We start from the raw sequence: 26747 nt of genomic DNA on the forward strand, positions 1-26747 counted from the left end.
ACTTATGCCGCCTAAATGACGCGGCTGATTAAGGTTAAGTTAGATCATTTGGAGCGCCCCGGGGGAAGGGGGAAACATTCGCCAGCGCGAACTCCCGCGCGCGTCAAAGCCCGGCGTTGCGGACCCAACGGATGATCGCGCTGCGGTCATCGGGCTCCATATAGGTGATATTGGCCGGGGGCATCGCGTGGGTGATACCGGCTTGAAGGTAGATCTGTTTCGCATTCCGCGCGACATCAGCTTCGGTTTCAAGCAGCACACCTTTGGGGGCCCAAAGGATACCCTCCCAAACCGGTTCGCGGGCGTGGCACATGGAGCAGCGACCCAGAACGATATCATGCGCTTCGGCAAACCCGTCTGCGGCGGCAAAGCGCCGTTCATACGGTGTCAGCGGTTTGGCTTCGGCCTCTTCCAGGGGCTTATACATTGGCGCTGTCGACAGCCACATGATGGCGATGAACAGCAGGGCTGTGGCCAACCAGGTCCAGGTGGGGTTTCCAGCGCGCGCATGGAGTGTGTTGAAGTAGTGCCGGATGGTCACGCCCATCAGGAACACCAATGCCGCGATGATCCAGTTGTATTCGGTGGCAAATGCCAGCGGATAGTGGTTCGACAGCATCAGAAACAGGACCGGCAAAGTCAGATAGTTGTTGTGGGTCGACCGCAGCTTGGCAATCTTGCCGTATTTCGGGTCCGGTGTACGCCCGTTCTTCAAGTCATCCACAACGATGCGCTGGTTCGGCATGATGATGAAAAACACATTCGCCGTCATGATCGTAGCGGTGAAGGCCCCCAGATGCAGCATCATGGCGCGACCGGTGAAAATCTGGTTATAGCCCCAGCCCATGACCACCAGCAGCACGAACAGCAGAACCATCAACAGGGTCGGGCGCTCTCCTAACCCCGATTTACACAGGAAATCATAGACCAGCCACCCAACAGTTAGCGAGGCTGCCGAGATCAGAATGCCTTGCCACAACGCCAGATCGGCCTTTTCCGCGTCGATCAGATAAAGCTCTCCACCGACCCAGTAGACGATCATCAACAGCGCAGCACCACTCAGCCAGGTCGAGTAGCTTTCCCATTTGAACCAGGTCAGATGGTCCGGCATCCGTTCGGGCGCGACCAGATATTTCTGGATGTGATAGAAGCCGCCGCCATGGACCTGCCATTCCTCGCCGTCCGCTGGGCCGGGGATATTGCGGTTCAGGCCCAGATCCAGCGCGATGAAGTAAAAGGACGATCCGATCCAGGCCATGGCCGTGATCACGTGCAGCCAGCGCACGGCAAAGGCCATCCAATCCCAGAACACGGCGAAGTCGTACATTTTTTGAAGTCTCCGATAAGGTGCCGCCACACTAGGCAAACGGGGTTTTCTTCGGTATTCCCGTATATTGTCAAACTGTATCAAAAAAAACGAAAAGATGTCCTATCTCGACAATATTCGCACCTTTGTCCGTGTCTATGATTTGGGCAGTATGTCCGCCGCCGGGCGCGATTTGCGCATTTCCCCTGCGGTGACGTCGGCGCGAATCTCGCAGCTTGAGGATCATCTGGGCGTGCGGCTGTTTCAGCGTACAACGCGTAACCTGTCGCCGACTGAGCAGGGCAAGGCGTTCTACCCCGGTGCGGTGGCGGTGCTGGATGCGGTGGATGAGGCCGAGGCGCAGGTAACGCATCTGACCGAAGCGCCGCGCGGGTCCTTGTTTGTGGCGGCTCCGCTGGGGGTTGGGCGGCGGTTGCTAGCCCCGCATGTGCCTGATTTTCTCGCCGACTATCCCGAAATTGATGTTCGATTGCGTCTGACGGATAGATCCGTTGATCTGACGACCGAAGGGCTGGATCTGGCCTTCTTCATCGGGCAGCCGGAAGACAGCACCCTGCGCATTCGTAAGATCGCGGATTGTCAAAGGGTGTTGTGTGCCGCACCCGACTATGTGGCGAGGCGGGGCATGCCGCAATCCGGTGAGAACCTGATCAAAGGCCAGCACGAATGCTTGAATCTTCGCTTTCCCGGTGCGACCGAGTTTCAGTGGATGTTGGAAACCCCCGACGGCCCAAAACGGTTTGCCGTGTCCGGTCGATTCGAATGTGATGATGGGGACGTGCTGACCGATTGGGCGCTGTCAGGCCAAGGCATTGCGATGAAGCCTGTTTTTGAAGTGGCAGAGCACTTGGCTGCCGGGCGCCTCGTCACGGTAGCGCAAGACACGCCCCCTGTTCCGGTTCAAATGGCGTGCCTTTACACCCATCGGCGTCATCAGGACCCCAAAGCCCGATTGTTCATGGATTTCATGATCGAGCGTATCGGTGGCGTTGTTCGAAGCGCCGAAACCTGACAGATCAACTGCCGCGATAGGTCGAATAGCCGTAAGGCGACAAAAGCAGCGGCACGTGATAGTGCGCCTCGGCATCTGACATACCAAACCGGATTGGGATCTGATCCAGGAACAAGGGATCATCCCCATGTTGGCCGGTTGAACGTAGGTAATCCCCAGTAAAGAAGATCAACTCGTATGTGCCGGTCTTGAATTTTTCGGTGGGTAGGATTGGACTGTCAGTACGTCCATCCGAGTTGGTTTCCATCTCGACCAGCTTTCGGTGCGAGTTCCCGGACACCCGGTACAGTGCGATTTTTAAGCCAGCGGCGGGGCAACCCCGGGCGGTGTCCAGTACATGGGTTGTCAGATAGCCTGCCACGTGAAACTCCTTCAGGTGCGTAACTTCGCTTTCTGACAGTGTGGCGCAAACATCGAAACAGGGGAAATGCCGAAAGAAGCCGAAACAGCGTTCGGTTTGATTTGATAATCATCTCTGGATTTCTAGGATAAGCCTGTCGAAACAGTTCAAAGTTCGGAAGTCCCCATGCAGCCACCGCGTTACCCACGGAATATGATCGGATACGGTGCCAACCCGCCGAATGCCAAATGGCCGGGCGGGGCGAAAATCGCGGTTCAGATTGTCCTGAACTACGAAGAAGGTGGCGAGAACTGTGTATTGCATGGGGATGCAGCGTCCGAGGCATTTTTGTCCGAAATCGTAGGTGCTGCCCAATGGCCGGCTCAGCGCCATTGGAACATGGAATCGATCTACGAATACGGCGCGCGCGCCGGGTTCTGGCGGTTGCACCGGCTGATGAAGGAGCTGCCAATCACGGTGTATGGTGTGGCTACTGCCCTGGCACGATCCCCGGATCAGGTTGCCGCCATGAAGGATGCCGATTGGGAGATTGCCAGCCATGGTTTCAAATGGGTCGAACACAAGGACATGCCCGAGGCGCAGGAACGCGCCCAGATTGCTGAGGCAATTCGCCTGCATACCGAGGTTGTCGGCGAACGCCCGCGCGGTTGGTACACCGGGCGATGTTCCGACAACACCGTGCGTCTGGTCAGCGAAGAAGGTGGGTTCGCCTATGTCGCCGACACCTATGATGACGACCTGCCATACTGGATGCAGATCGGCGGCCGGGATCAGCTGATCGTGCCCTACACGCTGGACTGCAACGATATGCGATTTGCAACGCCGCAGGGGTTCAATTCAGGCGATCAGTTCTTGGCCTACCTCAAGGACAGTTTCGATGCGCTCTATGCCGAAGGTGAGGCCGGCGCCCCCAAGATGCTGTCGATTGGCCTGCATTGCCGTCTGATCGGGCGACCGGGGCGCGTTATGGCGCTGAGACGGTTTTTGGACTATGCGCGCAGTCATGCGGATGTGTGGTTCGCCACGCGGTTGCAGATTGCTGAACACTGGGCGCAGAACCACCTGCCGCAATCCAATCCAAAGCCATCGCAGATGGAGCGGGACGCATTTGTCGAAGCCTACGGGGGTATTTTCGAACACTCGGCCTGGATCGCGGATAGGGCCTATGATCTGGAGCTTGGGCCCGCGCATGACACCGCAGGCGGGTTGCACAACGCCTTGGCGCGGATGTTCAGGTCGGCCTCTGATGCCGAACGATTGGGTGTTTTGACTGCGCACCCCGATCTTGCGGGCAAACTGGCGCAGGCCAGGCGGCTGACTGTTGAAAGCACGTCCGAGCAAGCCTCAGCCGGATTGGATGCGCTGACAGATGAGGAGCGCAGGGCCTTCACCGATCTGAATACGCGGTATACCGAGAAATTCGGTTTTCCCTTCATCATTGCGGTGCGGGATCATGACAAGGCCTCAATCCTGGCCGCTTTTCAACGGCGTATCGAACAGGACCGGGACACGGAGTTTGCCGAAGCCTGCCGCCAGGTGGAACGTATCGCCGAGTTTCGACTGCGGGACATATTACCCTCATGAGCCGCCAGATCGTTGCATCGCCGTTGACAGCTGAGGCTTTTGCGCCGTTTGGGGACTTGATCGAGCTGTCTGGCGATCCGGACAAGATTATCAATCAGGGACAATGCGGACGGTATCATGACCGCGCGTTGCTGGAGTTCACTGACGGGCGCGCCGGGATCAGCTTGTTCAACGCCAATCCACGCGCGCTGCCCTACGCGCTGGATATGGTCGAGCGTCATCCCGATGGCAGCCAGACCTTCATTCCGATGACCCATCAGCCCTTTCTGGTGATCGTCGCACCCGATCGCGATGGTTTGCCCGGCATTCCTCGGGCTTTCCTGACAGAGCCGGGGCAAGCGGTGAACTACCATCGGGGCACCTGGCACGGCGTGCTGACCCCGCTACATGACCCCGGTTTGTTTGCTGTGGTTGACCGTATCGGTGAGGGTACAAATCTTGAGGAGCATTGGTTCGACACTCCTTATGAGGTGATCGCTGGCTGAGCCCGGCACGCTCCCGCCCGGTCAGGGCGCATCAAAGATGCACCATGACCCGTTGGGCCGGGCAGCGCGCGGGCAGGCCCGCCCACTGCGGCTGGTCTGTATCAGCCCGTCGCCATCAATCGGGCGACGTCGAGCATACGAGCTGAGAAGCCCCATTCGTTGTCATACCAGCCGAAAACGCGGACCTGATTTTCGCCCACCATACGGGTTTCAGGGCCCGCAATGACCAGCGATTCAGGGCGCGCTCTAAGGTCGGAAGAGACCAGCGGCAGATCGGTCCAGCCGAGCACGTCCGAGGCCTCTACCGCATCGCGGAATGTTGTATCGAAGGCTTGCGCGCTCATCCCGCGTTCGAGCGTCACAACAAGATCTACGGCAGATACGCTGGCTGTCGGAACCCGCACCGCCGCGCCTGAAGTGCGCCCGGCCAAATGCGGCAGAACAACATCGATCAGATGCGTCGCGCTGGAGGTCGTCGGTACCATCGACAGTGCCCCCGCACGCGACCGGGCAAGGTCGCCGCGGGGTGCGTCGACCATCGGCTGGCTGTTGGTATAGCAATGAATGGTGGTCATGTGCCCCGACACGATGCCACCGATCTGATCCAAAACCCGGATCAACGGCGCAAGGCCATTTGTGGTGCAGGACGCGTTCGAGACGACGCTGGCATCACCGAGTTGATCGTCATTCGCGCCCAGAACCACCGTCAACTCGGCAGCGGGCGAGGGTCCCGAGATCAGAACTTTGCGCGCCCCGGAAGCCAGACCCCGGCGGGCCACATCAGATGTGCGCGCGATCCCGGTGCAATCGAGCAAAACATCAACGCCGGTCAGATCGACGTTCGTCAGATCGGAGCTGTGCGTCATAGGCACTTTGCGTCCGTCGATGACAAGAGCATTGTCGTGTGCGGCGACGTCACCGGCATAGGGGCCAAAGGTGCTGTCGTATTTGAACAGATAGGCGCAGGTATCGAGCGGCGCGATATCGTTGATCAGCACCAGTTCGATATCTGATCCTTGCGGCTGGGCCAGAACCTGCCGCAGGATCGTGCGGCCGATGCGGCCGAATCCGTTAATCGCGAGTTTCATGCGCAAGCTATGGCAGGCAGATCAGGCGATCTCAATGAAAGTATTGTACCAATTTCAGCCGCAACTGACCTGCGAGAAAAACTGCCCCGAGATGTTCTGATACATGCTGGTCACGATCGGTTTGCAGCCCGTTGCCTGCTGGATTGCTGCAATGGCCTGCAGGGTGCGCAGGCGCGGTGGCGGACCAAAGGGGTTGAGGTTGTTATTGTCGCGCGTGGCACGGTAAATGACCGGCTCGTCCGATACTTTGGTCACGGCCCAGGTGCGACTCATGACAAAGACCGATTTGGTTTCGTCTTTTGCTGCGACCGGCGTGGAAACCGAAGCGGCCACCATGGCGATTGCGGCCAGTGCCATCAGGGGGGTGCGCAGGTTCATCGGCCAGTCTCCAGTACTCAAACAGTGGAATATGCCGGGATTTCAGCAAATTCCGGGGCGAGTGTGAACCCCTGCCGGGATAAAATGCGATTAAACCCGCTTTAGCGCGCCACGGAGAGCGGCATATGCCGGTTTACGTCTTTGTACAGCAGATACCGGAATCGCCCCGGCCCACCCGCGTAACAAGCCTGAGGGCAGAAGGCGCGCAGCCACATGTAGTCGCCTGCCTCGACCTCGACCCAGTCCTGATTGAGGCGATAGACGGCCTTGCCTTCCAGAACGTAAAGCCCGTGCTCCATTACATGGGTTTCGGCAAAAGGGATCACGCCGCCGGGTTCGAAATTGACGATGTTGACATGCATGTCGTGGCGCAGGTCTTGCGGGTCGGCAAAACGGGTTGTGGACCAGCGACCCTGAGTTCCGGGCATCTCAACTGGTGCTACATCGCGTTCATTTGTGATGATTGGTTCGGGCGTGGGCAATCCAGGTACGGCCTCATATGCTTTGCGCACCCAATGGAATCGCGCCTCGTCGTCAGACCGATTGTTCAAGGTCCAATCCGCACCCGGCGGGATATAGGCATACCCCCCTGTTTCCAAATCATATTCCTGACCATGCAGGGTAATTTGTACGGAACCTTCGACGACAAACAAAACCGCCTGAGCCCGAGCATCGGTCTCGGGCTGGTCGCTGCCGCCACCCGGCTGAACCTCCATGATGTATTGCGAGAATGTCTCGGCAAATCCGCTGAGCGGACGCGACAGAACCCACAGGCGCGTACCTTCCCAGAACGGCAGATAGCTGGTGACAATGTCGCGCATCGTTCCCTTGGGGATCACCGCATAGGCATCGGTGAACATGGCGCGGTCGGTCAGCAACTGATCCTGGCCGGGATGTCCGCCAGTGGGTGCAAAATAGGTCGGTTGGGTCATCGAATGCCTCGGGCTGTCTTTTTGGTACTATGAGGGGAAGATGGAGCAGCCTCTAGCGCCGGGCTGACGATAGGTTTGTTCGGGATAATTTGAAGGTCCGGCCAGGCGGGGGTTGGCCCCGTTTCAGCGCAGGTATATCCTTGAACGGTATTTATCTCAGTTCAGCGAGGCACTCATGAAAGCCCGGATCATATTCGTTTTGTCAATTCTCAGCACGATGGGGTTCGGCATGACCGCATCGGCTAAACCGCTGTCCCGAATCATTGCCGAGATGGGGCTGTCGCCGTCGGACTTCGAGGTGGCGAGCAAAACCTCGCGCGCCTTGCTGACTGATGGCACGCCGAGTGTCGGCAAAGAGATGGGTTGGGCGAATGGCCAAACCGGATCACAGGGAACAATCCGCATCATTGCGGTCGAAGGCAATTGTGTTCGTTTGGAACACGATATTCAGCCACAAGGCGAGGAAGCCTCGCGCGGGGTTAGAACGCGCCAGTGCAAAGATGCCGGAGGCAATTGGGTGATGGCCCCCTGATCCCGTTAATAGCCGCGTGCGCGGTCGACCTCATTCAACAAGGGCGCGCCTGAGCTAAGTCTTTTGAAATTCTCGGCCACATCCGACAGCGCATCGCCCAGGTGCCAGCCCGATACATGCGGTGTGATCGTGACATGTGGGTGGTGCCACAACGGGCTGCTGGTAGGCAGGGGTTCTTGGCAAGTGACGTCGAGAACCGCATGGCCTGGCGTGCCCTGATCCAGTGCGGTGATCAGCGCGTCTTCGTCAATCAGATCGCCCCGACCTGCGTTCAGCAACTGACTACCAGGCTTCATCGCGGCTAGCATTTGCGTATCGAACAGACCCACTGTTTGCGGGGTCGAGGGTAAGATGGCGCAGACGAAATCGCACCGACCCAGCAATTGGGGCAGGGCATCATCACCATGCAGGCAGGTGACACCTTCGATCTGTTTGGGTGAGCGGCTCCAACCCAAGACCTGAAACCCGACGGCGCGCAGCATTCGCGCCGTACGATCCCCGATATGGCCCAGACCCAGAACGCCTACGGTCGTATGGGGTGTAAAGGTCGGCTCTTTCGGCAGCCATTCACCACGGGCCTGTGCTGCCTCGTGAAACGCCATATGGCGCTGGGCACGCAGGATGTAGGCAAGAAACCACTCCGCGATGCCCTGTGCTGGTGCATCGGGTTTCAGACGTGCGATCCGCATATGGTTGGGTAGGTTTGGATTGCCAACGATTGTTTCCACACCGGCCCCAAGCTTTTGCACCAGTTCCAGGTTCGGCAATAGGCGCAGGTGGTCATCTTGCATGCCAACAACAGCGACCATCGTAATCTCATCAGCGTTGCCGATCGCGTCGGGTGTGCGAATATCGGCACCGGGTATCGCGGATCGAACCTCATTGGCGATCTCGGCATCACTGATCCAGTTGGTCAGCCCGGTATCTATCAACAGCGCCATGGTGTTTCCTTCGTTTCAAAATGATGGATGACGTTCCGTCACCCAACTGGACAGAGTCCCGACAGTTAAGCCATCCTCGGGGCATAAGGTACAGCCCGGATTTCACGGGGCAGGAGGGATTCTCATGAATATGTCTTTTGGTCTGCGCGAAGAGAACCGCGCCCTTTTGCAACGAGTCGCCGATATGGTCCGCGATGAGATCATGCCACTGGAAGAGGAATACCAGGCCGAGATCAACAAAGGCGACCGCTGGCAGTACACCGAACGTCAGGCTGAAATCCTTGAAGGGCTGAAGACTAAGGCCAAGGCGGCCGGGCTGTGGAATTTCTGGCTGACAGACAGCGATAAAGGATTCGGGCTGACGACTGTGGAATATGCCTATCTCGCAGAAGAGATGGGTAAAACGCCGCTGGGGGCCGAGGTGTTCAACTGTTCCGCGCCGGATACGGGCAATATGGAGGTTTTCGAACGCTACGGGACCGAGAAGATGAAAGCGCAATGGCTGAAGCCACTGCTCGATGGTCAGATCCGTTCGGCCTATTTGATGACCGAACCGGATGTCGCTTCATCCGATGCGACCAATGTGTCGATGTCCTGCGTGCGGGACGGTGATGACTATGTCCTGAATGGCGAGAAATGGTGGTCATCAGGCGCAGGCGATCCGCGCTGCAAGGTGTATATCGTGATGGTCAATACCGGGGGAGAGGATCAGCCAAAGCATCAGCGCCAGTCGATGATTGTGGTGCCTGCAGATGCCGAAGGGATCGAAATTCTGCGGCCCATGCAGGTCTACGGTCACGACGACGCTCCCCATGGCCATATGCATATCCGATTTACCAATGTGCGAGTGCCTGCAGAGAATATTCTGCTTGGCGAAGGCCGGGGATTTGAGATTGCGCAAGGCCGCTTGGGGCCGGGGCGCATTCACCACTGCATGCGCGCCATCGGTCAGGCGGAAAGCGCACTGGAACAGATGTGCAAACGCTCCATGCAGCGCGAGGCATTTGGCAAGAAACTGGCGCAGCTGGGGGCCAACTACGACATCATCGCTGAATGCCGGATGGAGATCGAGATGGCCCGCCTGCTGTGTCTCAAAGCGGCTTGGTATATGGATCAGGGCGATGCGCGTGCGGCGGCCCCTTGGATCAGCCAGATCAAGGTTGTTGCTCCGCGTGTGGCACTCAAGGTAATCGATGAGGCTGTACAGATGTTTGGCGGTCAGGGGGTCAGTCAGGATACGCCGCTGGCAACCGCCTGGACCCATGTGCGGACTTTGCGGCTGGCCGATGGGCCGGATGCGGTACACCGTCGTCAGGTCGCACGTGCGGAACTGAAAAAACATACGCAGGAAAAGGTCTGATCCCAGATGGCCGCAGCGCTGGATTTCGAAGGTTTGGCATATTTTCGTCAGGTCGAAGATGGAGCCTTTGTCGGTAATGATCCGGCCCGTGGGCCTTGGTCCCCTGATCACTGCCATGCCGGGCCGGTCGCGGGACTGATCGTGCGCGCCGCCGAAACCGAGGTCGGCCCCGAGAAGATGTTGACCCGGTTGACGGTCGATCTGCTGCGTCCACTACCCTTGGCCGGGTTGCGTGTGGCGGCAGAGACAACACGCCACACCAAGACGTTGGCAACAACGCGGGTCACGGTTCACGATTTGGATGACACGCTCTGTGCAACTGCCTCGACCATGCATCTGGTGCGGCGTGATCTCGGAGCTGTGCCCAATGTCGATATCACCGGGCCGCGGTATGACACGGCGGTTGACGGCCCGTTTCCGATTGGTGAAATTCGTCATGAAAAACCCGGTTTCGCACATTTCAGCGATGTGAAATACCCTGCGTGTACGCAGCATGGGCCCGGCCCGAAAACCGTCTGGATGCGTACGCCTCAATTGCTTGAAGGTGAAGCTCAATCGCCCATTCAATCGATCTGCGCGCTTGCGGATTGTGGTAATGGCATTTCTTGGAATGCGCCGACATCTGAAATGGGATTCATGAACACGGACCTGACTGTGAACATCCATCGAGAGCCTGCGTCGGATTGGTTGGCGTCCGAGTCGCTGTCACATTGGCAGCCGTCGGGTGTTGGCATGTCGCAATCTGTTCTGTTTGATGCCGAAGGCCCAGTTGGAACGGCCTTGCAGACACTCATATTGTTACCACCAACCTAATCACATCGGCTGGTTTTTGCATGATGCGTGCGAAACGCGTTGCCGCTATGAGGTCGGCACCCTATCTTGCGCGCATGCGTTGGCTGATCCCGTTCCTGACCTGTTGCCTGCCATTACCGGCCTTGGCCCATCCGCATGTCTTCATCGACACCGGATTGGAATTTATCGTGGATGAGGCAGGCCAATTAACTCATATCCGCGTGACCTGGGCCTATGACGAATTTTTCTCGCTGCTGCAGCTTGAGGATATGAAGCTGGATCAGGATGGCGATGGTGCGCTGACGAAACGCGAAGAAGCCACCCTGACAGGTTTTGATGCGGAATGGATCGAAGGGTACAACGGAGATCTTGTGGTGACTGCCGGCGGTGCTCCGGTTGCTTTGTCCGGCCCGCTGGAACCTCATGCTACCGCAGAAAACGGGCGGATTATCACCTCACATTTGCGCGCGGTCGAAGGGGGCGCTGTTTCGGCGGCCGCCCTATCGGCCAAACCGTTTGATGAGACCTACTATACCGCTTACGAGGTGAACCGACCGGTGACCGTTACCGGGCCTGCATCATGTGTGATGGAACGGATCGACCCGGATATTGATGGGCAGTTGGCTCAGATGCAGGCGTTCTTGCTGACCTTGGATGCAGAATACGATCTGGAAGAGAATGATATCCCGTTGGTCGGGGAAAGCTTTGCAACCGAAATCCTGATTTCATGTCCAAATACCTGATTGTACCTGTTGCGCTTGCATGTGGTCTATTGCTGTGGTTCTGGGGCAGCGGTGGATTTGACAGCCTCGCGGCCTGGGCCGCCGGAGAGCAGCGCGAATTCCAGAACCAGATCGCCCGCGCCCTGCGCGCCACCCGCGCCGGAGAGCCCGAGGCCGTCGCAACGCTTCTGACAGTGTGCTTTGCCTATGGGTTTTTCCACGCGATTGGACCGGGGCATGGCAAGGTTCTGATCGGCGGATACGGCTTGGGCCGGCGCGTTGCGTTCTGGCGCCTGTCAGCCATCAGTGTGCTGTCGAGCCTTGGGCAAGCGGTGACAGCGGTGGTTCTGGTTTACGCTGGGGTCCTTGTTTTTCAGATGTCGCGTGAGGCGCTTGTAGGCACGACCGAACAGGTTATGGCCCCAATCAGCTACGCAGCAATTGCCACAATCGGGCTTTGGCTTGTTTTCAGGGGCGTTCGCAGTTTTATAAGGCGATCACGTATTGCGGTCGAGCCAGCGCAGGCTCATGATTACACGCATGGTCATACGCACGACCGTAACCACCACCACGACCATCATCACCACAAGGGTGAGGTCTGCTCGGATTGTGGCCATCGACATGGCCCCAGCGCGGAGGAGGTTGCCAATGTTGGTAGTGTTCGCGAGGCGATGTTCCTAATCGCAGGCATCGCTGCAAGACCTTGTACCGGAGCGCTGTTTGTCCTGATTCTGACTTGGCAGATGGGTATCGCCTGGGTCGGAATCGCCGGGGCCTTTGCTATGGCACTGGGCACTGCACTGGTCACCACCTTGGTAGGCTGGACGTCTTTTGGATTGCGTGGAGGGTTACTGGCTTCGGCATCGGCGACGCGCTTTGCGTCTGTACTCGCGCCGACAATTGAACTGGTGGCTGGGCTGGTGATTGTCGTGATCGCGAGCGGCCTGCTGTTGCGGGCAATTTAGAAGACCGGATCGGGATACCCAACCCGCGCCAGGTAGAGGCCCTGCGGCGGGCAAACCGGCCCGCAGGCGGCGCGGTCTTCGGCTTCCAGAGCGTCGCGCACATCCTCGGGCGACCACGACCCGGCGCCAACACGTTCCAGAGTGCCCACAAAGCTGCGCACCTGATTGTGCAGGAAGGATCGCGCGCGCACGTGGAAATGAACCTCGGGGCCCGAGAAACCCTGCACCTGTTCAACCCGCAACTCATTCAGGGTTTTCACCGGGCTGGCCGCCTGACAGATCGAGGATCGGAAGGTAGTGAAATCATGCCGCCCGATCAACATATCCGCACCCGCCTGCATGGCCTCGACATCCAGCTGATGGTTGATCTGCCAAACCTGCCCTTTGTCGTGGGTCGCGGGTGCGCGGCGCATGAGAATGCGGAACAGGTATTGACGTTCAACCGCTGTAAAGCGTGCGTGCCAGTCATCCGCGACCCGCGCGGCCTGCACAATGGCCACTGGTTGCGGCTTGAGGTGGTAGTTCAACGCCTCGGATAGGCGGAAGGGGTCCCAGTCTTTGACCAGATCGCAATGCGCCACTTGCCCCAGCGCGTGCACACCTGCATCGGTGCGCCCGGCGGCAGCAATGGTGTGATCACCGGGCTGGATGCGGGATAGGGCACTTTCGATGGCACCCTGCACCGACGGCAACTCCTTCTGCCGCTGCCATCCGGCAAACGGCTCCCCTTGGTATTCGACTTTCAACGCATATCTGGGCATGGGCCGCTGGTAGCGCGCGGCGCGCAAACGGGCAAGGGGGCGAAAGCGCTGGCATGTCCGGCAGCGGCTACCTATCTTGGGCAAAACGATAATTGCGGGGCGACAGTTTGGTCATCTCATCCCTGGCAGACAGTCTTGTGCGCGGCGTCGAAACCATTGGCGACAGCGTGTCCGAGACGTTTTTCGAGCCGGTCATCCGTCTGGGCGTCACCGGTCTGGCGCGCTCCGGCAAGACGGTTTTCATCACGTCGCTGGTGGCAAACCTGCTGGACCGGGGCCGCATGAGCGGCCTTGTCGCGCAGCAAGAGGGGCGGATCAACGCGGCCTACCTGCAACCGCAGCCAGACGACACGGTCCCGCGGTTCGACTACGAATCCCATCTTTCCGACCTCGCAGGCCCGCAGCCGCACTGGCCCGAAAGCACCCGCGCCGTGTCCGAGCTGCGCCTGTCGTTCAAGGCGCGACCGGCCGGATTGCTGGCAGGGCTTCAGGGACCGCGCACCGTACATCTGGACATCGTTGACTATCCCGGCGAGTGGCTTTTGGACCTCGCGCTGCTAGACAAATCCTACGCCGGCTGGTCAAAGGAGACGCTGTCGCGCATCGAAAACCGCCCCGAGGCGGTCGAGTTTCTGGCGCAGGCCCGTGGCACCGATCTGACGGCAACGCATGACGAGCCTACCGCGCAGGCTCTGGCCGCTGCGTTCACGACCTATCTGAATACGGCGCGGGACGCTGGTTTCTACGATTGCACGCCGGGTCGTTTTCTGTTGCCTGGCGATCTGGCAGGCTCTCCGGTTCTGACCTTTGCCCCTTTGCCGGTGACCGATCCCTCGCGCCGTCGCACCCTGCAGCGCGAGATGGAGCGGCGCTACGAGGCTTATAAGTCCCAAGTGGTGAAGCCGTTTTTCCGCGATCATTTCTCACGCATCGACCGTCAGGTTGTGCTGGTCGATGCGTTGGGCGCAATCCACAAAGGCCCGCAAGCGGTCGAGGATATGCGCCGCGCCATGGGCGATATCCTCTCGGCCTTCCGTCCGGGGCGCAACGCGTGGCTCAGCCAGTTGTTGCTGGGCAAACGGGTTGAACGCATTCTGTTTGCGGCCACCAAGGCCGACCATCTGCACCACACGCAACACCCGCGCCTGACCGCGATCATGGAGGCTCTGACACGTGAGGCGCGGGACCGAGCGAGCTTCGCTGGTGCTGAAACGGCGGCCCTGTCGCTGGCCTCGTTGCGTGCCACGACTGAAGAGATGCGCAGCCATAACGGAACTGAGCTTCCCTGCGTCCGGGGCACCTTGCTGGACAGCGGCAAAAAAGCCGCGTTCTACCCCGGAGAGCTTCCGGATGATCCATCCCATCTGCTTGGCCCGGCCCGGAACGGAGCCGAGACGTGGCTTGGCGACGACTATGGTTTCATGGCCTTCGCTCCGGCCCAGTTGACGCTGCGCCCGGGCGACGGACCGCCGCATATCCGGCTGGATCGGGCCGCACAATTCCTGATTGGAGACCGGCTGTGATGGTCACTTTGCGCCCCGCCCGCAGCACCGATGCCGGTACGACCGGGGAAATCCTGCACGGGTTTTCATGTGAGAATGACTGGATGCCGGAATTGCACAGTAGCGCCGAAACCATCGCCTTTTGTGGCCGTATGATTGATCAACGCTGGGTTACAGTCGCTGAGGTCTCGGACACAGTGGTTGGATTTCTGGCCCTGAACGGATCGGATGTGCATTCACTGTATTTGGCGCCTGCAGTGCGCGGGCAAGGGATCGGCAAGCGGTTGCTCGATCATGCGAAGGCGCAGCACCCGCACCTTTCCTTGTTTGCCTTTCAGGCAAACACTGGCGCGTGCAGGTTCTATGAACGCAACGGCTTTGCCGAGGTCGCCCGAAGCGACGGGGCGGACAACGATGAAAACCTGCCTGACATCAAATATGTCTGGCGCAGTGAAGGGGCAGAGAATGGCTAAAGGCCCTGTTCTGATCGATCTCGAAACAGACGAACCCACCGCTGACGTGGCCAAAGCCCCTCCGGTACCCGATCTGGCGGTACCTCAAGGGCAGGCCATGCAAAGCGCTGCGCGATTTGCCGCCCGCAAACCCTCGGCCTTAGCGCGATGGTTCTGGGGGCTGGCGCTGGCGGTTGTTGGTGCTGCAATCTCGGTTGCCGCTTGGGATTTCGCCACCTCACTGATGGCCCGTGCCCCTGTTCTGGGGTGGATTGTCACCGGGTTGATCGCGGCGCTGGTTTTCGTCGTACTGATCATCGCGATCCGGGAACTGGCAGCGATTGGTCGCCTGGCCCGCGTCGATGGTTTGCGCCGCGCTGCCGATGAGGCGCTGGCCGACGCCGATTTAGCCAAAGCCCGCGCTGTCACGACTCGCCTGATTGCCTTTTACAAGGGTCGTGATGAAACCCAATGGGGTCGCGACCGATTGTCTGAGCGGATGCCCGAGCACTTCGATGCGTCCGGCCTGTTGGCTTTGGCTGAAGATGAATTGCTGGCCCCTTTGGACGCCGCAGCCAGCCGCGAGGTTGAGGCCGCAGCGCGTCAGGTAGCGACGGTGACGGCCTTGGTGCCCTTGGCTTTGGCGGATGTGGTGACCGCCCTTGCAGCCTCGTTGCGGATGATCCGGCGGATCGCGGAAATTTATGGCGGACGCGCCGGATTTCTGGGCAGCTGGAGACTGACGCGTGCTGTGTTTGTGCATCTGGTCGCAACCGGCGCAGTTGCGGTGGGCGATGACCTGTTGGAACCGGTGCTCGGTGGCTCGGTCCTAAGCAAACTGTCTCGCCGGTTTGGCGAGGGGCTAGTGAACGGCGCGCTCAGCGCCCGCGTGGGCGTTGCCGCGATGGAGGTGTGCAGGCCCTTGCCGTTCTCGGATCGCCACAAGCCATCGACCCGCGCCGTGGTCAAACGCGCCCTAAAGGGGCTGTTTTCCAAGGGTTGATCTGACGCAAAGCGCATCTGACAGCCCTTCGTCACACTGAACGGGACGGAGGTTCAGCCATGACAGATCACGGTCACAGCCAACAGGAGATCGCACAGCGGATCAACGCACCACCGGGCCGCGGCGTTCTGCGCGATGTGGTTTATGGGGGTATCGACGGTTCGGTCACCACATTTGCCATCGTGGCAGGGGTTGCCGGCGCGGGGCTGTCATCGTTTGTCATCGTGGCGCTGGGGCTGGCGAATGTTCTGGCCGATGGTTTTTCGATGGCGGCAGGGAACTACTCGGGCACCAAGGCGGAACTGGACAACATTGAACGCATCCGTGCGATCGAGGAACGCCACATTGCGCTCTATCCCCAAGGGGAACAGGACGAAGTGCGTGAAATTCTGGCACAGAAAGGTCTGTCAGGGCCAGTGCTGGAAGATGCAACGGCTGCCATCACCTCGAACCACGAAAGCTGGATCAATCTTATGATCGAGGGTGAATACGGACTGGGCAGCGTCGATCCGCACCCTATCAAGGCAGCGCTGGCTACGTTTTTTGCTTTTCTGGTAGCTGGGTTGATCCCGTTGTTGCCCTTTTTGATCGCACTGGAGAATGCCTTTGCAATCTCAGCATGGATGACAATGGGTGTGTTCTTTGCCATTGGCGCGTTGAAAAGCCGATGGTCGTTGGTGCGTTGGTGGAAATCCGGGTTTGAGACGCTGCTGATCGGCGGCGCAGCGGCAGCGATTGCCTACCTGGTTGGATCGCTGTTTCATCCCTGACCGCATTGGCCGGAATTCCTGACTGTTACTCTGGGACCCAAGCGGTGTAGCTTGCGCCGATAACAGCTACGGAGCTTCAATTGGAATCGCTGCTTGTTCTTCTTGGCCTGATTGTTTTAGCGATACCTGTCACGATCATTGTGCTGTTGTTTGGGCAAACACGATTGCGCCGCAGGGTCGAGCAGTTGGAACAACAGCTTATGGCCCTGTCCCCAACACCGAAAGAGGCTCTGCCGCCAGAACCTGAGATTAAGTCGGAGGAACCTGCGCCTGCCGCAGAGCCTGCTCAATCGCCCTGGCCCGCTGCCAAGATCGAACCCGAGAAAAGCGAAGTAGAGGACACGCAAGGCGCGGTTGTCTTTCGGCAGGATCGGTTTGCCGCGCTTTGGGGCTGGCTGCGTGAAAACTGGTTCTATGCCGTCTCAGCCCTGTCCTTGGCGCTGGCCGGAATTTTTCTGGTTCAATACGGGGTTGAGAACGGTTTGCTGCCGCCATCGGCACGTGTTGCCGCCGCTTTGGCCTTTGGCGCGGTCCTGATCGCTGCTGGTGAATATGTCCGTCGCAGGTTTGGCGATGATGAAGACGCGAGCACAGCCTATCTGCCATCCGTCTTTTCTGGTGCGGGCCTGGTAACCTTGTTCGGAGGTGTTCTGGCCGCCCGGCAGCTGTACGACTTGATTTCACCCGAAACCGCACTGGGCGGCATGGTGTTAATCGCACTTCTGGGATTGGTTCTAGGTTGGTTTCATGGTCCGTTGCTGGCCGCCGTTGGCTTGCTGGGCGGTTTTGCAGCGCCCTTTACGGTCGGCGGATCTTCGGATGATCCAACTTGGCTGTATGGGTATTTCTTCATTCTGACCCTTCTGGGGCTGGGTATCGATACTGTGCGCCGCTGGGCATGGATCACGGTTTTGACCCTGTTCGCGGCCTATGCGTCCAGCTTGCTGCTGGTATTGTCTGCGCCGTTGACGGAACCCGGATATCTGACCTGCGCCACGGCACTGGCGGTGCTGGCGATTGCGGTCCCCGCACGGCGCCTTTGGCCCGATCACACCGGCCCAATGGTGGCCGAACTGATCCGACGCAAGAAAGGGGATCCCTGGCCTGAGTTTCCGACGCGTGTGGCCTTTGCGGCAGTCGCGGTCAGTTCAGCGATCCTGTCGTTGCATTGGGCGGATTCGTCTGGCGAATTCTGGCTGGGCATCATCCTGCTGACAGGGCTTCTGCTGGGCCTGATCCTGTGCGGCAAAGATGCGCCCGCTCTGCAAGACGTGACCGTGTTCCCGGCCATTGGTTTGATCGCTTATGTGTTGATGCACGGGCTGGACGGAGGGATTGTGGCGCAAACCTTCGCAGCCACCTATGCCGAAACCGTTGAAGCAGATACCCCAATGGTGATCACTGGCCTTGTCGCTCTGGCCGCTTTGATTTCCATCCTCGCCGCCTGGCGATCCTTTGGCGCGCAGCGTTATGCTGCTGTCTGGGCCGTGGCGGCGGTGCTGTTTGCCCCGGCAATGGCCATAGCATTGGAAATAGGCTGGAAACCCGCCACCGTGATCGGCCCATACCCTTGGGCATTGCACGCTATCGCTTTGGGTGCGTTGATGGTGGGGCTGGCAGAACGGTTCGCGCGGGTTGATGCGGATAACCGATTGCGGCCTGCTCTGGCCACCTTATCCGCGCTGTCTTGCCTGGCCTTTGCCTGTGTCATCGTCCTCAGTTCGGCCGCCTTGACCATCGCGTTGGTCGCAACGATTGTCGTGGCAGCAGCACTGGATCGCCGGTTCACCCTGCCACAGATGAGCTGGTTCATCTGGGCCGGAGTGTTCACGGTGACTGTGCGTCTGGTGTTGGATCCAGGCTTGCAATGGGCAGACACTGCGCCCGTGTGGGAGATGACATTGGTTTACGGCGCAGCAACGATTGGTTTCGTCGCGGGCTGGATCCTGATCAAACCGCTGGACCGCCCCATTGCCACGATGCTGCTGGAAAGCGCCGCCTGGGCGACCGGAGGCACTCTGTTGTCGCTGCTTTTGCTGCGCTGGCTGGAAACCTTCGGCGAAGGCGGCGCGCAGAACAGCCACTGGGGCTTGGGCCTGCTGGCCGTCATCTGGTTGTTGCTGGCTTTTGCGCAAGTGCAACGGTTCGAGCTGGGCGGCAAACTGACCTATCTACGCTATGCGCTGGCGGTGTTTTTTGCCGGGCATGGCCTGATGCGCTTGTTCGAAGCGTTGGAGATCAGCAACCCGCTGCTGAACCCTTTCGCCGAACCGGTTCTCGGCCCGCCCGTGCTGAATACGCTGGCCGTTGCCTATCTGTTGCCTGCGCTGGCCATTGGGTTCTCGGCATGGCGAATTCCTGCGATGCCGCTCTGGTTGCAACGCTCCTGCTATGGCCTGAGCATCGCGTTGGCCGCTGTTTGGCTAGGCCTGATGATCCGCCATGTTTGGCAAGGGGCTGATGGCATGTTTGAGGGCAACGGGGTCACCCAGCCAGAGCTATATACCTATACCATGGCCTTATTGTTGATAGGCGCTGCGCTGTTCTACCAATCTCTGGCGCGTCGGTCCGACTTGATGCGCAAGGCGGGGTTGGCAGTGATCGGGCTGGCTGTGGCCAAGGTTTTCCTGATCGACATCGCGGGCCTTGGCGGGCTGATCCGGGTGTTCTCACTGCTTGCACTGGGCCTGGCACTGGCCGCTCTGGCATGGCTCAACCGCTGGGCAAAACTGCGCCACGGGATGCAAGGGCAGGACCCTCTGGACCATTAGGCGTAGGCGTCCTATAAGCGCGGCCATGTTTGACCGTTTGGCCATCATTATTCGAATTATATCCCCGGCGCTCTGATATCGCGAGACGCCGGGCAAAGGTGCTTGAGTTATCGCACTGACCGCTTCGATCTAGACACGACCAGACCATCCTGAGGACGCCCCAAATGTGCGCCGACACGACCCAAACACCTGACTACAAAGACACGCTGAACCTGCCCAAAACTGACTTTCCCATGCGCGCTGGCCTGCCCAAGCGCGAGCCTGCATGGTTGGAGCGCTGGGAGAAGATCGGCGTCTATGACCGCCTGCGCGAGAAACAGGGCCGCAAGCCCTTTACCCTGCATGATGGCCCGCCCTATGCAAACGGCCATTTGCATATCGGCCACGCGCTGAACAAGACCATCAAGGACATGATCGTACGGTCCCATCAGATGATGGGCTTTGACTCGCGCTATGTGCCCGGCTGGGACTGCCACGGCCTGCCGATCGAATGGAAGATCGAGGAACAGTACCGCAAGAAGGGCAAGAACAAGGACGAGGTGAACATCGTCGACTTCCGTCAGGAATGCCGCAAGTTCGCCGAAGGCTGGATCGACATCCAGCGCGAAGAATTCAAGCGTCTGGGCATCACCGGAAACTGGCCCGATCCCTATATCACGATGGACTATCACGCCGAGGCCGTGATCGCCGATGAGTTCATGAAGTTCCTGATGAATGGCACGCTCTATCAGGGCTCGAAACCTGTGATGTGGTCGCCCATCGAGAAAACTGCGTTGGCCGAGGCCGAGGTTGAGTATCACGACAAGGAAAGCTTCACCATCTGGGTGAAATTCAAGGTCTTGATCAATGAAACCACGCCTGCGGTCACCGGCGAAGTGGGGCGGGTGCAACCACTTAGCGATCTTGACGGATCTTACGTTGTAATCTGGACGACGACCCCGTGGACCATGCCGTCTAACAAAGCCGTGGTTTATGGATCGGACATCTCGTACGGCCTCTATGAAGTCACCGGTGCGCCTGATGAGTGCTGGGCCGCGGCCGGTGACAAATTCCTGCTAGCCGACAATCTTGCCGCCGACGTGCTGGGCCGCGCGCGTCTGAACGACGACCAGTGGACCCGTGTCCGCGACGTGACCAGCGATGAGCTGACGGGCGTGCAACTGACCCACCCGCTGGCCGGGGCCGAGGGCGGCAACGGCGAATGGGATGACATCCGCGACTTCCGCGCCGCTGAGTTCGTGACCGATACCGAAGGCACCGGCTTTGTCCATTGTGCGCCGTCGCACGGGATGGAAGAATTCGAACTCTATCGCGATCTGGGCATGCTCGAGCAGGTCATCACCTACAACGTGATGGACGACGGCTCGTTCCGCGCTGATCTGCCGTTCTTTGGTGGCAAATTCATCCTGTCCCGCAAGGGCGGCGAAGGTGACGCGAACAAAGCTGTCATCGACAAGCTGGCCGAGGTCGGCGGGTTGCTGGCGCGTGGCAAGATAAAGCACAGCTATCCACATTCGTGGCGCTCGAAGGCTCCGATCATCTATCGCAATACGCCGCAGTGGTTTGCATCCGTCGACCGCAAGCTGGACGACGGCATGGGCGAGATGGGCGATACCATCCGCGAACGCGCCCTGCGCTCGATTGACGAGCTGGTGAAGTGGACACCGCAAACTGGCCGCAATCGCCTCTATTCGATGATCGAGGCGCGCCCGGATTGGGTTCTGTCGCGCCAGCGCGCCTGGGGTGTGCCGCTGACTTGCTTCACTAAGAAAGGTGCTCTGCCCACCGACGCAGATTACTTGCTGCGCAACGAGGAACTCAACGCCCGCATCAAGGCGGCGTTTGAGCAGGACGGCGCGGATATCTGGTACACGGACGGCTTCAAAGAAAAGATCCTCGACGGCATCGCCAACCCGGACGACTACGATCAGGTGTTTGACGTGCTGGACGTGTGGTTCGACTCGGGTTCGACCCACGCATTCGTTCTGCGTGACCGTGAGGACGGGACCGAGGACGGCATCGCCGACGTCTATATGGAGGGCACCGACCAGCATCGTGGTTGGTTCCATTCGTCCATGCTGCAAGCCTGCGGCACCAAGGGACGCGCGCCTTACCGCAATGTGATCACGCATGGCATGACGCTGGACGAAAAGGGCATGAAAATGTCGAAGTCCATCGGCAATACCATCGTGCCGGAGGAAGTGATCAAACAGTACGGCGCGGATATCCTGCGCCTGTGGGTGGCTCAGACCGACTACACAACCGATCAGCGGATCGGGCCGGAAATCCTGAAGGGCACCGCTGACAGCTACCGCCGTTTGCGCAACACGATGCGGTTCATGCTGGGTTCGCTGGCCGACTTCACCGAAGCCGACCGGGTCGATCCGCAGGACATGCCGCGTCTGGAACGCTGGGTGCTCAGCCGTCTGGCCGAACTCGATGAACAGGTGCGCAAGGGCTATGCGTCCTTCGACTTCCAGGGCGTGTTCAGTGCGGTGTTTACCTTTGCCACGGTCGATCTGTCGTCTTTCTATTTCGACGTCCGGAAGGATGCGCTCTACTGCGACGGTGATACCCTGCGCCGCCGCTCGGCCCGTACGGTTCTGGACATCCTGTTCCACCGCCTGACCACATGGCTGGCCCCTGTTCTGGTGTTCACCATGGAAGAGGTTTGGCTGGAGCGGTTCCCCGGCGACGACAGCTCGGTCCATCTGGTGGATTTCCCGGAAACGCCAGCCGACTGGCGCAATGACGAGCTTGAGGCCAGCATGGCCAAGGTCCGTCGTGTGCGCCGTGCGGTGACCGCTGCGCTCGAGGTTCAGCGTCAGGACAAGGTGATCGGATCGAGCTTGGAGGCCGCGCCGGTCGTGCATGTGGAAGACAGTGAAACCCGCGATCTGCTGGCGACCTTCGATGTAGACGACATGTGCATCACCTCCGGCCTGAGCGTCACCGGCGATCCATCCCCGGCCGAAGCGTTCCGCGTGCCCGAGATCGAAGGCGTCTCGGTGGTGTTTGAAAAGGCCGAAGGTGCCAAATGCCAACGCTGCTGGAAAATCCTGCCAGACGTTGGGCTGCATGCGCATCCCGGCGTTTGTGGTCGCTGCAACGAGGCACTTGGATAAACATCTCGCCCCCTCTGCCACCAGAAGGGGGCACCCCTGTTCAATGTCTCTTGGGATTGAACAGGTGAAATCCGATCTTATCTCCGGTCAGTTTTGTCCAGACCTTATAGTCGGTGAAGTATCCCGTATGCCCGCCGGGTGGAACGTCGATATTCCTGTCATTGGGAATGAGGTTTCCGTCAATCCGGGTGCCGACGAAATCATCCTGGCGGAAGATATTGAACCATGTCGCCCCCAGCTTTTGTGGGTCGACAGTGAACATTTCGGGGAAATAGCGCTGATAGATATGCGTCACCGGCGCACCCATCGTGATCAGAGTGACAGGGCGGCCTTTGATGCGCTTTTGCACCCGTTCATCCGCCAGCATCTGCGTAGCGATCACGGTGCCCTGAGAATGTGAGATCACCGTGATGTGGTCGGCCGGGAAGATATCCAGCGCATAGTAGAGCGTTCTGTAGAACCGCTCATCAATGGCGTGGCGGTCCGGGTAGTTGCTGCTTCGATCCTTTAACGACCAACGCAACGCGCATTTATCGCGGATCGCATAGGTCACGATATCGCGGGCCACGCCCAGACCCGCCGCGACGACGTTCGAAAACCGATATAGGAAGGCGGTGGCGCCCAGCACAATCACACCAATCCAGCCTTGCGCTACGGTGAGTTTGCTCAGGCCGTTGCCTACGGCGTTGCAGGTTTTGTTGCCTTCGCCTGATTGCGCCACCCCCTCGGCGTTGGTCGTGGTGGTGCAATGGAGGTCGAGTCCAAAGATCACGAGGGACAACTCACTGACCGCCACGACGGCCAAGCTTATGGCCGCGATGAAGAACACCAACTGTGCCAACTGGTTCAGAATGGCCCGGCTCAGAAAATGATGCTTCTCGTGGAGTCTCGTCTTGCCCAGCTTGCGTCCGATAAACAGGCCAATCCCCAGTGCGACCAACAGGGCGATGGCGCCAAATGCGATGCTGAGCGTGTCGAGGGAGTTTCTCAGGTTCCCGGCGAATAACCCCTTGAGCGTCGGGTTTGACAGGCTGGGTACTGTTTTGAGCAATTCTTCAAACGTAAGCCAAAGCCCGGATATGAAGAACATCCAGAAAACCAGCATTCCGGCGCAGATGCTGGGATAGAGCCGCCGATGTCCGTCCAGGCCATCCGGGACCTCAAGCTTCAGCAGGGACATCAGATACAGGATGACCGTCAACAGGATCAGCAGCGCCCAGATGCCGCCCAGGATCATTAGTTGAAAGACGACAAGTTGCTCCAGCGCAGAGCCGCATCCCGGCCCCTTGCCGTATTCGTCGCACGGCAACGCCCAAAGCTCGAGGCCATAAGGCCCCGATATCAGAGTGGCCGTCAGTATAAGGCCGACCCATCCGATGCCGCACCAGAACACGCGTCGCAGGTAGGTCGGGGCGGTCTTGAACCGTAGATACCCGGCCAGCGTTCCGCCCAAATAGATCAGGAGCAACAGCGTGAACAACACACCCCAGCCTTGGGCCAGCTCTGTTTTCAGCGATCGGATCATCACCGCGCCAGCGCCGATCAGCAGATATGAATTCAATGTCGCAACCGCGCCGAAGAAAACCCAAGTGAACAGGTGAACGATTTTGGCCGCATAGGTGTTCCGGCCATGCTCTTCACCCGGGTTTACTCCTTTGCGCCTATGGGTTTGTTCCACATTGTCCATCGCCAGGTAGCCCAGTGCCAGAACCACCCAGATCAGGTCGATTGCCGTTTTGATGGCTCCCTTGGGGGCAGGCGAGCGATCTGCCCAGAACACCTCGGCAAACAGAGCCTGATCCCTTGTGTCATTGGGTTTGGACACTTTGCGCAGATTGACCTTGAACAGCTTGGCATTGCGGTGTGAGTCATCGAAATTTCTTTCGGCCAACTCGATCATCTCACGCTCGACTTCGATGGGGGGTTGGGATTTCCCGTCCAACCATGTGGTCGCCGCACCAACCACCTGATCCACGGTTTCACCGGGTTTCTGTTCGCCGATACCATGGACCGTCAGGACCAAATGTCGTCCCATACCAATGACTCCAATTCCTTTAACAATGTGGCAAGCTTAGCACGAAATCGCCAAAACCCCAAAGCAGGCGCTAACGGACGCTCTTGCGCTGGTTGCCTTGATCTGAAAGCCTTGATCCATGGCCATGATCGCAGTTGAAACACAATTCGGAAGGTTGGGCGTTGTTGAGGCGGACGGGGCGATCACGCGGCTGGTCTGGAATGGGCAGGATGAGGGCGAAGCTACGCCTTTGCTGCGCGAGGCGGCCGCTCAGTTGCGTGCCTATAATGCCGGAGCGCTGACACGCTTTGATCTGCCCTATCACATCGAAGGGTCAGAGTTTCAGCGGCAGGTCTGCGATCTGATGTACGCGATACCAATGGGTGAAACCATGACCTATGGCGAGATCGCAAAACAGCTTGGACACCCGGCCCAACCGGTCGGACAAGCCTGTGGCGCCAACCCGATCCCGGTGATTATCCCGTGCCACCGGGTTCTGTCGGCAACGGGTCTGGGCGGGTTCTCGGGCGATGGTGGGGTCGAAACAAAGGTCGCCCTCTTGCGCCACGAAAAGGCGGCTGGCCTGCTGATCTGACAACCGGATTTCAGTTGCAATCCTGTGATCAGGTGCACAACTTATACAAGATACCGCAGTTGAAGGGATCTTATGATGACCGAGGCAGATCGCGCCGCTCGCAAGAAATCAATTGTTGATAAGCTGATGTCGCTGGAAGAACAGGAGCTTGCTACGGCACAGGCGCACTATGACGCCTTTCTGAAAGATGCTCAGCTGGACGACCGCGAAGCGCATGACAAAGATGATATCGCGGCCTCACGCGAGAATGCGGATCTGGCTGCTGCTTTTGACGCGCCCGTCCACGCCCATCACGCCAAGATCGATGTGATCGAAAACACTGACTTTGGTTTGACCGATACGGTTCAGCCCGGGGCTGTCATCAAGTTCAACAATCGCCGTTTTGTTGTTTGCGTCTCAACAACCCGTTTCGATGTGGGTGGAAAGACTTACATGGGTATTTCAACGCAAAGCCCCATTTACCTCGCCATGGTTGGGCTTCAAGCGGGTGATGTCTTCACGCATAATGGAGCTGAGTTCGAGGTGCAGGACGTCATGTAGCCCTGCGCTGTGGTATGATCTGCTGTCCGATCCCGGCAAAGACCAGATAGAGGCTGGTGATCACCAGGCCCCAATGCGCCCAGCTTTCGGGGTGGAAATCAACCCAGGCCGCCCAGCCAGCAAAGAAGGTCCAGGCAAAAGCCATGGGAAGTGTCAGGCTGCGCCACCGCTCAGTCCGCACAGGGTGTACGAATTTGAGCGGTAGGAACATCGCGATCGACAGCAGTGTGACAAGGACAAGGCTGAACCAGAAGTTGGGTTCAAGCGCGAAGATCACGATCACAACCATGTTCCAGCATCCCGGAAAACCCGAGAACGAATTGTCTTTTGTCTTCATTCGGGTATCGGCAAAATACATCGCGCTTGCAAAGGTGATCACGATGATCGCAAACCAGCCTGTCCATCCGTCCATCAGGCCCGACTTAAACAAGGCGTAAGCCGGGATGAACACATAGGTCAGATAGTCGATGATCAGATCCAGAAGCACGCCATCAAATTCGGGTGCGTTCTTTTTGACATGGTAGTGCCGCGCAAGCGGTCCGTCGATCCCATCGATAATGAACGAAACCACCAGCCAAAGATACATCAGGCTCCATTCCCCTTCGACGGCGGCCAGCATGGCCAACATGGCGAAAACGGCGCCCGTTGCAGTGAATAGATGGACGGCTAAGGCTTTGAATCTGAGTGTCATGCGAGTGTCATGTACGATGCGTGTCCAAGATGCAAACCAAAAGC

The 26747-nt window shown here is 58.9% G+C and carries 25 protein-coding genes; 16 read left to right on the forward strand and 9 right to left on the reverse strand.

The annotated features are described in order from the left end of the window. Nucleotides 1–103: 103 nt before the first annotated feature. On the reverse strand, nt 104–1327 hold the full coding sequence (locus tag ACR0KG_RS04880; RefSeq protein ID WP_480826648.1) for a urate hydroxylase PuuD: 1224 nt from the start codon (nt 1325–1327) through the stop codon (nt 104–106). 97 nt (nt 1328–1424) lie between these two features. Here ACR0KG_RS04880 and ACR0KG_RS04885 point away from each other — a divergent pair, with 97 nt between their 5' ends. Next, complete coding sequence (locus ACR0KG_RS04885; protein ID WP_480546364.1) at nt 1425–2339, forward strand: LysR family transcriptional regulator; 915 nt, start codon at nt 1425–1427, stop codon at nt 2337–2339. A gap of 4 nt (nt 2340–2343) precedes the next feature. On the opposite strand, the gene uraH is transcribed toward ACR0KG_RS04885, so the two are convergent. Next, the gene (gene uraH, locus ACR0KG_RS04890) at nt 2344–2700 is read right to left on the reverse strand and encodes a hydroxyisourate hydrolase (protein ID WP_480826650.1); all 357 of its coding nucleotides are present in this window, start codon (nt 2698–2700) and stop codon (nt 2344–2346) included. Between the two features lie 165 nt (nt 2701–2865). Here uraH and puuE point away from each other — a divergent pair, with 165 nt between their 5' ends. Together puuE and ACR0KG_RS04900 are read left to right on the forward strand one after the other, a co-directional pair. Beyond that, nucleotides 2866–4284 carry an allantoinase PuuE gene (gene puuE / locus ACR0KG_RS04895; protein ID WP_480826652.1) on the forward strand — a complete coding sequence of 473 codons (1419 nt, stop codon included), beginning with the start codon at nt 2866–2868 and terminating at the stop codon, nt 4282–4284. Beyond that, nucleotides 4281–4769: an ureidoglycolate lyase gene (locus tag ACR0KG_RS04900; RefSeq protein WP_480546370.1), complete on the forward strand. Its 489-nt coding sequence runs from the start codon at nt 4281–4283 to the stop codon at nt 4767–4769. The genes puuE and ACR0KG_RS04900 overlap by 4 nt, the downstream gene beginning before the upstream one ends. A gap of 101 nt (nt 4770–4870) precedes the next feature. Here the strand turns inward: ACR0KG_RS04900 and ACR0KG_RS04905 are convergent, their stop codons facing one another. From ACR0KG_RS04905 to ACR0KG_RS04915, 3 genes are all read right to left on the reverse strand, one after another. Beyond that, the gene (locus tag ACR0KG_RS04905) at nt 4871–5857 is read right to left on the reverse strand and encodes a type I glyceraldehyde-3-phosphate dehydrogenase (protein ID WP_480826653.1); all 987 of its coding nucleotides are present in this window, start codon (nt 5855–5857) and stop codon (nt 4871–4873) included. A gap of 54 nt (nt 5858–5911) precedes the next feature. Beyond that, nucleotides 5912–6235 (reverse strand): hypothetical protein, encoded by a 324-nt coding sequence (locus ACR0KG_RS04910; RefSeq protein WP_480826654.1) that lies wholly within the window; start codon nt 6233–6235, stop codon nt 5912–5914. Between the two features lie 101 nt (nt 6236–6336). Continuing rightward, nucleotides 6337–7167 carry a bifunctional allantoicase/(S)-ureidoglycine aminohydrolase gene (locus tag ACR0KG_RS04915; protein ID WP_480826655.1) on the reverse strand — a complete coding sequence of 277 codons (831 nt, stop codon included), beginning with the start codon at nt 7165–7167 and terminating at the stop codon, nt 6337–6339. Between the two features lie 175 nt (nt 7168–7342). Between ACR0KG_RS04915 and ACR0KG_RS04920 the strand changes: the two genes are divergently transcribed. Beyond that, a complete protein-coding gene (locus ACR0KG_RS04920; protein WP_480541958.1) occupies nt 7343–7699 on the forward strand; it encodes a hypothetical protein in 357 nt (118 codons plus the stop codon). 5 nt (nt 7700–7704) lie between these two features. On the opposite strand, the gene ACR0KG_RS04925 is transcribed toward ACR0KG_RS04920, so the two are convergent. Further along, on the reverse strand, nt 7705–8640 hold the full coding sequence (locus ACR0KG_RS04925) for a 2-hydroxyacid dehydrogenase (protein WP_480546378.1): 936 nt from the start codon (nt 8638–8640) through the stop codon (nt 7705–7707). 124 nt (nt 8641–8764) lie between these two features. Between ACR0KG_RS04925 and ACR0KG_RS04930 the strand changes: the two genes are divergently transcribed. The 4 genes from ACR0KG_RS04930 (at nt 8765) to ACR0KG_RS04945 (ending at nt 12479) form a co-directional block, all read left to right on the forward strand. Beyond that, on the forward strand, nt 8765–10000 hold the full coding sequence (locus tag ACR0KG_RS04930; RefSeq protein WP_480546380.1) for an acyl-CoA dehydrogenase family protein: 1236 nt from the start codon (nt 8765–8767) through the stop codon (nt 9998–10000). Nucleotides 10001–10006: 6 nt separating this feature from the next. Then, nucleotides 10007–10813 carry a thioesterase family protein gene (locus ACR0KG_RS04935; RefSeq protein ID WP_480826656.1) on the forward strand — a complete coding sequence of 269 codons (807 nt, stop codon included), beginning with the start codon at nt 10007–10009 and terminating at the stop codon, nt 10811–10813. A gap of 74 nt (nt 10814–10887) precedes the next feature. Further along, nucleotides 10888–11535 carry a DUF1007 family protein gene (locus ACR0KG_RS04940; protein ID WP_480826657.1) on the forward strand — a complete coding sequence of 216 codons (648 nt, stop codon included), beginning with the start codon at nt 10888–10890 and terminating at the stop codon, nt 11533–11535. Continuing rightward, on the forward strand, nt 11520–12479 hold the full coding sequence (locus ACR0KG_RS04945) for a nickel/cobalt transporter (protein ID WP_480826658.1): 960 nt from the start codon (nt 11520–11522) through the stop codon (nt 12477–12479). The genes ACR0KG_RS04940 and ACR0KG_RS04945 overlap by 16 nt, the downstream gene beginning before the upstream one ends. Here the strand turns inward: ACR0KG_RS04945 and truA are convergent. Beyond that, entirely contained in the window at nt 12476–13240 is a 765-nt protein-coding gene (gene truA / locus ACR0KG_RS04950; RefSeq protein WP_480826659.1) for a tRNA pseudouridine(38-40) synthase TruA, read from the reverse strand. The two genes, ACR0KG_RS04945 and truA, sit on opposite strands and share 4 nt — an antisense overlap. A 107-nt stretch (nt 13241–13347) precedes the next feature. Between truA and ACR0KG_RS04955 the strand changes: the two genes are divergently transcribed. The 6 genes from ACR0KG_RS04955 (at nt 13348) to ileS (ending at nt 22863) form a co-directional block, all read left to right on the forward strand. Beyond that, nucleotides 13348–14763, forward strand: coding sequence for a YcjX family GTP-binding protein (locus ACR0KG_RS04955; RefSeq protein ID WP_480546390.1), 1416 nt, complete (start codon nt 13348–13350; stop codon nt 14761–14763). Further along, nucleotides 14763–15215, forward strand: coding sequence for an N-acetyltransferase family protein (locus ACR0KG_RS04960; RefSeq protein WP_480827330.1), 453 nt, complete (start codon nt 14763–14765; stop codon nt 15213–15215). The genes ACR0KG_RS04955 and ACR0KG_RS04960 overlap by 1 nt, the downstream gene beginning before the upstream one ends. Then, nucleotides 15208–16197, forward strand: coding sequence for a YcjF family protein (locus ACR0KG_RS04965; protein ID WP_480826660.1), 990 nt, complete (start codon nt 15208–15210; stop codon nt 16195–16197). Before ACR0KG_RS04960 ends, ACR0KG_RS04965 begins: the two co-directional genes overlap by 8 nt. Before the next feature lie 59 nt (nt 16198–16256). Further along, nucleotides 16257–16967, forward strand: coding sequence for a VIT1/CCC1 transporter family protein (locus tag ACR0KG_RS04970; protein WP_480826661.1), 711 nt, complete (start codon nt 16257–16259; stop codon nt 16965–16967). 80 nt (nt 16968–17047) lie between these two features. Further along, nucleotides 17048–19738, forward strand: coding sequence for a DUF2339 domain-containing protein (locus tag ACR0KG_RS04975; RefSeq protein ID WP_480826662.1), 2691 nt, complete (start codon nt 17048–17050; stop codon nt 19736–19738). A gap of 164 nt (nt 19739–19902) precedes the next feature. Further along, nucleotides 19903–22863 carry an isoleucine--tRNA ligase gene (gene ileS / locus ACR0KG_RS04980; protein ID WP_480826663.1) on the forward strand — a complete coding sequence of 987 codons (2961 nt, stop codon included), beginning with the start codon at nt 19903–19905 and terminating at the stop codon, nt 22861–22863. A gap of 40 nt (nt 22864–22903) precedes the next feature. Here ileS and ACR0KG_RS04985 read toward each other — a convergent pair whose 3' ends face one another. Then, nucleotides 22904–24898 carry an alpha/beta hydrolase family protein gene (locus ACR0KG_RS04985; RefSeq protein ID WP_480826664.1) on the reverse strand — a complete coding sequence of 665 codons (1995 nt, stop codon included), beginning with the start codon at nt 24896–24898 and terminating at the stop codon, nt 22904–22906. Between the two features lie 118 nt (nt 24899–25016). On the opposite strand from ACR0KG_RS04985, the gene ACR0KG_RS04990 reads away from it, so the two are divergent. Beyond that, a complete protein-coding gene (locus tag ACR0KG_RS04990; protein ID WP_480826665.1) occupies nt 25017–25472 on the forward strand; it encodes a methylated-DNA--[protein]-cysteine S-methyltransferase in 456 nt (151 codons plus the stop codon). 75 nt (nt 25473–25547) lie between these two features. Continuing rightward, nucleotides 25548–26012: a hypothetical protein gene (locus ACR0KG_RS04995; RefSeq protein WP_480546402.1), complete on the forward strand. Its 465-nt coding sequence runs from the start codon at nt 25548–25550 to the stop codon at nt 26010–26012. Here the strand turns inward: ACR0KG_RS04995 and ACR0KG_RS05000 are convergent. Next, complete coding sequence (locus tag ACR0KG_RS05000) at nt 26005–26703, reverse strand: CDP-alcohol phosphatidyltransferase family protein (protein ID WP_480546404.1); 699 nt, start codon at nt 26701–26703, stop codon at nt 26005–26007. The two genes, ACR0KG_RS04995 and ACR0KG_RS05000, sit on opposite strands and share 8 nt — an antisense overlap. Nucleotides 26704–26747 lie beyond the last annotated feature (44 nt).

It is taken from the genome of Ruegeria sp. H4 (assembly GCF_056533065.1).

What these genes read in the sequence shown, in the direction of transcription:
- ACR0KG_RS04965 (WP_480826660.1), top strand. Translation starts at nt 15,208, where the DNA reads ATGGCTAAAGGCCCTGTTCTGATCGATCTCGAAACAGACGAACCCACC.
- ACR0KG_RS04935 (WP_480826656.1), top strand. Translation starts at nt 10,007, where the DNA reads ATGGCCGCAGCGCTGGATTTCGAAGGTTTGGCATATTTTCGTCAGGTC.
- ACR0KG_RS04985 (WP_480826664.1), bottom strand. Translation starts at nt 24,898, where the DNA reads ATGGGACGACATTTGGTCCTGACGGTCCATGGTATCGGCGAACAGAAA.
- ACR0KG_RS04945 (WP_480826658.1), top strand. Translation starts at nt 11,520, where the DNA reads ATGTCCAAATACCTGATTGTACCTGTTGCGCTTGCATGTGGTCTATTG.
- ACR0KG_RS04960 (WP_480827330.1), top strand. Translation starts at nt 14,763, where the DNA reads ATGGTCACTTTGCGCCCCGCCCGCAGCACCGATGCCGGTACGACCGGG.
- ACR0KG_RS04930 (WP_480546380.1), top strand. Translation starts at nt 8,765, where the DNA reads ATGAATATGTCTTTTGGTCTGCGCGAAGAGAACCGCGCCCTTTTGCAA.
- ACR0KG_RS04940 (WP_480826657.1), top strand. Translation starts at nt 10,888, where the DNA reads ATGCGTTGGCTGATCCCGTTCCTGACCTGTTGCCTGCCATTACCGGCC.
- ACR0KG_RS04900 (WP_480546370.1), top strand. Translation starts at nt 4,281, where the DNA reads ATGAGCCGCCAGATCGTTGCATCGCCGTTGACAGCTGAGGCTTTTGCG.
- ileS (WP_480826663.1), top strand. Translation starts at nt 19,903, where the DNA reads ATGTGCGCCGACACGACCCAAACACCTGACTACAAAGACACGCTGAAC.
- truA (WP_480826659.1), bottom strand. Translation starts at nt 13,240, where the DNA reads ATGCCCAGATATGCGTTGAAAGTCGAATACCAAGGGGAGCCGTTTGCC.
- ACR0KG_RS04920 (WP_480541958.1), top strand. Translation starts at nt 7,343, where the DNA reads ATGAAAGCCCGGATCATATTCGTTTTGTCAATTCTCAGCACGATGGGG.
- ACR0KG_RS04990 (WP_480826665.1), top strand. Translation starts at nt 25,017, where the DNA reads ATGGCCATGATCGCAGTTGAAACACAATTCGGAAGGTTGGGCGTTGTT.
- ACR0KG_RS04905 (WP_480826653.1), bottom strand. Translation starts at nt 5,857, where the DNA reads ATGAAACTCGCGATTAACGGATTCGGCCGCATCGGCCGCACGATCCTG.
- ACR0KG_RS04910 (WP_480826654.1), bottom strand. Translation starts at nt 6,235, where the DNA reads ATGAACCTGCGCACCCCCCTGATGGCACTGGCCGCAATCGCCATGGTG.
- ACR0KG_RS05000 (WP_480546404.1), bottom strand. Translation starts at nt 26,703, where the DNA reads ATGACACTCAGATTCAAAGCCTTAGCCGTCCATCTATTCACTGCAACG.
- ACR0KG_RS04970 (WP_480826661.1), top strand. Translation starts at nt 16,257, where the DNA reads ATGACAGATCACGGTCACAGCCAACAGGAGATCGCACAGCGGATCAAC.
- ACR0KG_RS04885 (WP_480546364.1), top strand. Translation starts at nt 1,425, where the DNA reads ATGTCCTATCTCGACAATATTCGCACCTTTGTCCGTGTCTATGATTTG.
- ACR0KG_RS04995 (WP_480546402.1), top strand. Translation starts at nt 25,548, where the DNA reads ATGACCGAGGCAGATCGCGCCGCTCGCAAGAAATCAATTGTTGATAAG.
- ACR0KG_RS04880 (WP_480826648.1), bottom strand. Translation starts at nt 1,327, where the DNA reads ATGTACGACTTCGCCGTGTTCTGGGATTGGATGGCCTTTGCCGTGCGC.
- ACR0KG_RS04915 (WP_480826655.1), bottom strand. Translation starts at nt 7,167, where the DNA reads ATGACCCAACCGACCTATTTTGCACCCACTGGCGGACATCCCGGCCAG.
- ACR0KG_RS04925 (WP_480546378.1), bottom strand. Translation starts at nt 8,640, where the DNA reads ATGGCGCTGTTGATAGATACCGGGCTGACCAACTGGATCAGTGATGCC.
- puuE (WP_480826652.1), top strand. Translation starts at nt 2,866, where the DNA reads ATGCAGCCACCGCGTTACCCACGGAATATGATCGGATACGGTGCCAAC.